Source organism: Pseudomonas sp. P5_B2, from assembly GCF_056400445.1.
The window spans coordinates 1-4,725 of sequence record NZ_JBFULH010000321.1; the positions used below are offsets into that span (position 1 = coordinate 1).

5 protein-coding genes and 1 pseudogene are annotated in these 4,725 nt (G+C 56.6%); all 6 read right to left on the bottom strand.

Annotated elements, in window-relative coordinates:
- Positions 1–189, bottom strand: a 189-nt coding sequence (locus tag AC1DRJ_RS19415; RefSeq protein ID WP_477803574.1) for a DUF2388 domain-containing protein, incomplete at its 3' end; no start/stop codon positions are given.
- A gap of 358 nt (positions 190–547) precedes the next feature.
- A complete protein-coding gene (locus AC1DRJ_RS19420; RefSeq protein ID WP_007947887.1) occupies positions 548–763 on the bottom strand; it encodes a DUF1127 domain-containing protein in 216 nt (71 codons plus the stop codon).
- Between the two features lie 319 nt (positions 764–1,082).
- Complete coding sequence (locus AC1DRJ_RS19425) at positions 1,083–2,576, bottom strand: acetyl-CoA hydrolase/transferase family protein (RefSeq protein WP_477803575.1); 1,494 nt, start codon at positions 2,574–2,576, stop codon at positions 1,083–1,085.
- A 213-nt stretch (positions 2,577–2,789) separates the two neighbouring features.
- Positions 2,790–4,223 (bottom strand): NAD(P)(+) transhydrogenase (Re/Si-specific) subunit beta, encoded by a 1,434-nt coding sequence (locus AC1DRJ_RS19430; protein WP_477803576.1) that lies wholly within the window; start codon positions 4,221–4,223, stop codon positions 2,790–2,792.
- On the bottom strand, positions 4,223–4,546 hold the full coding sequence (locus AC1DRJ_RS19435; RefSeq protein WP_007947884.1) for an NAD(P) transhydrogenase subunit alpha part 2: 324 nt from the start codon (positions 4,544–4,546) through the stop codon (positions 4,223–4,225). The genes AC1DRJ_RS19430 and AC1DRJ_RS19435 overlap by 1 nt, the downstream gene beginning before the upstream one ends.
- 15 nt (positions 4,547–4,561) lie before the next feature.
- Positions 4,562–4,725, bottom strand: a pseudogene (locus AC1DRJ_RS19440) (NAD(P)(+) transhydrogenase (Re/Si-specific) subunit alpha); the annotation flags it as partial.

The window sequence follows — 4,725 nt, forward strand, 5'->3', positions numbered from 1 at the left end:
AGCGGCATCATCACGGGCAGCCAGGACAATCTTGTCGTCCTTGAACGAAGAAGTGATGTTGGAAGTAGCATCCGACGTGGCTTTGAATGCTTTGACGACGGCATCGGTGGTCACGATAAAACTGGTGGCGTGGGAATTGGCAGCCACGGCAAGCAGGGCTGCAACACTGAGCAGGCGAAGTCGGGACATGGGTAACTCCTTTAGATAACGATTGAGAGGTGGCGAGGTAACTGTCGGATCAGACGGCTGTCCTACAACGTTCGCCACGTTCTGGTTTGATATTAGGCCTGCTTTTATTCTTTCGCACAGTCCGGTTCTGTTCAGAGTGATCTTCTCAGTCATTCATTGTAAAGCAGGCACACTTTTAAAAACTGTACTTATATTAATATTATTACTGGAAAACTGTACCTGTAGTCCGTGGGCACGGTTGTTTTCAGGCGAAAAGCAGGAAAACGACAAAGCCCGTCGTGGTTTCCCACGACGGGCTCTGTTTTTCAATCTGGATTGCTGGCAGTGGACCCAATAGGTCAGGGCCAGCGACGCTAACTTAGCGCCAGAACGGCTTGCTCAGCTCTTCGTAACGCTGTGCTTCGCTAATCCCTGCGTCAGCCAGCAGACGCGAATCCAAGCGAGCCAGTTGATGGCGGCTGGAGATGCGGCGCTGCCACAGCATCAGGTTGGCGATAACGCGCAGAGGCATGGAAGCCTGGGTTTTTGCAGCAGTGTCTTCGAAGAACAGGTCGGAACTGAGTGTACGTTCCATGATTGACATCCTTCCGCTTGTGGCGGGATTAGGTAGTGGTTTAACTGGTGCCCATGATCCTCTTGTTTGCCTAGTCTCTGTAGATACAGTTCACCTGTATTGTGAGGGACCAGTTAACTGTTAATAGGGGGTGTACTGGTCAAAATTGAGGCAACTGTACCTATCTGCACCTTGGTGGTGCGTTTTTGGTTGCTTGAGTGGAAAATGTAGGTTGGGTCGGTAGGAAATGACCAGTACAGCAGTACAGTTTTAATCAGATTTTTGCCTGAGAACAGCAGGCTGACGAAACTGTGTTTGCGTCAGCCGCCATCTGTACCAATTACATTTTGAGCATGCGCCCCGTTTCTTCCAGATTTATGTGCCAGCTCAGTGCATCACGCAGGATATGCGGCGTGTGCCCGCCAATCGCACAAGCAGCGGTGAAGTAGTCGTCCAGGGCCTGGCGATAGTCCGGGTGCACACAGTTGTCGATTACGACCCGGGCTCGTTCCCGGGGGGCCAGCCCGCGCAAATCCGCCAGGCCGATCTCGGTGACGAGGATATCGACGTCATGCTCTGTGTGATCAACGTGACTAACCATGGGCACGACGCTGGAGATCGCGCCGCCCTTGGCGATTGATTTGGTGACGAAGACGGATAAATGCGCATTGCGCGCAAAGTCGCCCGAGCCGCCAATGCCGTTCATCATCCGCGTGCCGCAGACGTGGGTGGAGTTGACGTTGCCATAGAGGTCGAACTCCAGCGCCGTGTTGATGCCGATAATGCCAAGACGACGCACCACTTCGGGATGGTTGGAGATTTCCTGTGGGCGCAGGACCAATTTGTCCTTGTAGCGCTCGAGGTTACCAAACACGTCGGAATTGCGACGGCTCGACAGCGTGATCGAACTGCCCGACGCAAAACTCAGTTTGCCGGAGTCGATCAGGTCGAATGTCGAATCCTGCAGCACTTCGGAGTACATGGTCAGGTCTTCGAAGGGCGAATCGAGCAGGCCGCACATCACTGAGTTGGCAATGTTACCGATACCGGCCTGCAGTGGGCCGAGCTTATTGGTCATGCGCCCGGCCGCCACTTCCTGCTTGAAGAAGTTGATCAGGTGATCGGCAATCGCCTGGGTTTCGACGTCCGGTGGCAATACGGTGGACGGTGAGTCCGGCTGATTGGTGATCACGATCGCAACGATCTTCTCAGGCGGGATCGGAATGGCAGTGCTGCCAATACGGTCATCAACCTTTACCAGCGGAATTGGCGTACGGGTTGGACGGTACGTCGGGATATAGATGTCGTGCAGGCCTTCGAGATTCGGGTTGTGCGCCATGTTGATCTCGACGATCACGTGTTTGGCGAAAATCGCGAAGCTGGCCGAGTTGCCAACTGACGTGGTTGGCACAATATGGCCGTGCTCAGTAATTGCTACCGCTTCAATTACCGCGAGGTCCGGTAACTTGAGTTGCTGGTTGCGCAGTTGCTCTACAGTTTCCGAGAGGTGCTGGTCGATGAACATCACCTCGCCCGCATTAATAGCCTTGCGCAGGGTGCTGTCCACTTGGAATGGCATGCGTCGTGACAGTACGCCGGCTTCGGTGAGTTGTTTGTCGAGATCGTTGCCCAGGCTGGCGCCGGTCATCAGGGTGATTTTGAGCGGCGAGACCTTCGCGCGCTCGGCCAGTGCCTGGGGCACGGCTTTAGCCTCGCCGGCGCGGGTGAAGCCACTCATGCCGACGGTCATGCCGTCCTCAATCAGAGCGGCGGCGTCGGCGGCGCTCATCACTTTATCCAACAAGGAAGGCAGGCGAATACGGTCACGGTACATGGGATGTTATCTCGGGCAACGGGTAGCAGGACGTGCAGTCTAGTGAATTGCACCGACTCCTGTCCCGCTACCAAGGTCGCAAATGAGGTGTCTATTCCGGGCCTTTAGAGCAAAACACCATTACCGGATCGGTAATAAAAGCGTAGTTTGTCTAACGATTTGCGCAAACAAAAACGCCCCGACGAGTCGGGGCGTTCTGTGTGCCGCTGAGGATTACTCGACGGCTTTAACCATGTCTTCGATGACCTTCTTGGCGTCGCCGAACACCATCATGGTCTTGTCCAGGTAGAACAGCTCGTTGTCCAGACCGGCATAGCCGCTGGCCATCGAGCGTTTGTTGACGATGATGGTCTTGGCCTTGAACGCTTCCAGAATCGGCATGCCGGCAATCGGCGATTTCGGATCGTTCTTCGCGGCCGGGTTGACCACGTCGTTGGCGCCCAACACCAGTACCACGTCGGCCTGGCCGAACTCGGAGTTGATATCCTCCATCTCGAACACCTGGTCGTAAGGTACTTCGGCCTCGGCGAGCAAGACGTTCATGTGGCCAGGCATCCGACCGGCAACCGGGTGGATTGCGTACTTCACGGTCACGCCGCGATGGGTCAGCTTCTCGGTCAGTTCTTTCAGCGCATGCTGCGCCCTTGCAACTGCCAGGCCGTAGCCCGGAACGATGATCACGGTGTCTGCGTTGGTCAGCAGGAACGTCGCGTCATCAGCCGAACCGGATTTGACCGGGCGGGCTTCCTGGGCGCCGGCTGGACCTGCATCGGCAGTGTTGCCGAAACCGCCGAGCAGCACATTAAAGAACGAGCGGTTCATCGCCTTGCACATGATGTACGAGAGGATCGCACCGCTTGAGCCCACCAGCGAACCGGCGATGATCAGCATCGAGTTGTTCAGCGAGAAACCGATACCGGCCGCCGCCCAGCCGGAGTAGCTGTTGAGCATCGACACGACTACCGGCATGTCTGCACCGCCAATCGGGATGATGATCAGCACGCCCATCACGAAGGCCAGTGCCAGCATCAAGGCGAAGGCGCTGAGGTTACCGGTCAGCATGAAGGTGATGCCCAGCGCCAGGGTTGCAACACCCAGCAGCAGGTTCAACTTGTGCTGGCCGCTAAACTGCACCGGTGCACCCTGAAACAGGCGGAACTTGTACTTGCCCGACAGCTTGCCGAAGGCGATCACCGAACCGGAGAAGGTGATTGCACCGATGGCGGCACCGAGGAACAGCTCCAGACGGTTGCCCGCCGGAATCGCATCGCCCAGGTTTTTAACGATGCCCAGCGATTGCGGCTCGACCACCGCCGCAATGGCGATGAACACGGCAGCCATACCGATCATGCTGTGCATGAAGGCGACCAGCTCCGGCATCTTGGTCATTTCAACGCGCTTGGCCATGATCGAACCGGCAGTGCCGCCGACCAACAGACCCACGATAACGTAACCGATGCCGGCGGTGGCCAGCTCAGCACCCAGCTTATAGATGAGGCCTACAGTGGTGAGGATCGCCAACGCCATGCCGAGCATGCCGTATAAGTTGCCGCGACGGGACGTGGTTGGGTGCGACAGGCCTTTCAGGGCCTGGATAAAGCAGATCGACGCGATCAAGTAGAGCGTCGTGACAAGGTTCATGCTCATTACTTCGGCGCCTCTTCTTTTACGACTTTCGGGGCTTTTTTCTTGAACATCTCAAGCATCCTGCGGGTGACCAGGAAGCCACCAAACACGTTAACCGCTGCCAGAGCCACCGCCAGGGTGCCCATGGTTTTGCCCAGTGGCGTTACGGTCAGTGCCGCAGCCAGCATGGCGCCGACGATGACGATGGCCGAGATGGCGTTGGTCACGGCCATCAATGGCGTGTGCAGTGCAGGTGTAACGTTCCAGACCACGTGATAACCGACATAAATCGCCAGCACGAAGATGATCAGGTTGTAGATACCGGGGGAGATAAGCTCTTCCATCGTCTGAATCCCTGCTTAGGCGTTTTTGCGGATGACTTGGCCGTCGCGGCACATCAGGCACGCGGCGACGATGTCGTCTTCTAGGTTCACTTCGAACTGGCCTTCTTTGTTGAAGACCAGCTTCAGGAAGTCCAGCAGGTTACGTGCGTACAGTGCCGAAGCATCTGCCGCCACCGCGC

Excerpts from the sequence above, each read along its gene's own strand:
- AC1DRJ_RS19435 (WP_007947884.1), bottom strand. The coding sequence starts at position 4,546 with ATGGAAGAGCTTATCTCCCCCGGTATCTACAACCTGATCATCTTCGTG.
- AC1DRJ_RS19430 (WP_477803576.1), bottom strand. The coding sequence starts at position 4,223 with ATGAGCATGAACCTTGTCACGACGCTCTACTTGATCGCGTCGATCTGC.
- AC1DRJ_RS19425 (WP_477803575.1), bottom strand. The coding sequence starts at position 2,576 with ATGTACCGTGACCGTATTCGCCTGCCTTCCTTGTTGGATAAAGTGATG.
- AC1DRJ_RS19420 (WP_007947887.1), bottom strand. The coding sequence starts at position 763 with ATGGAACGTACACTCAGTTCCGACCTGTTCTTCGAAGACACTGCTGCA.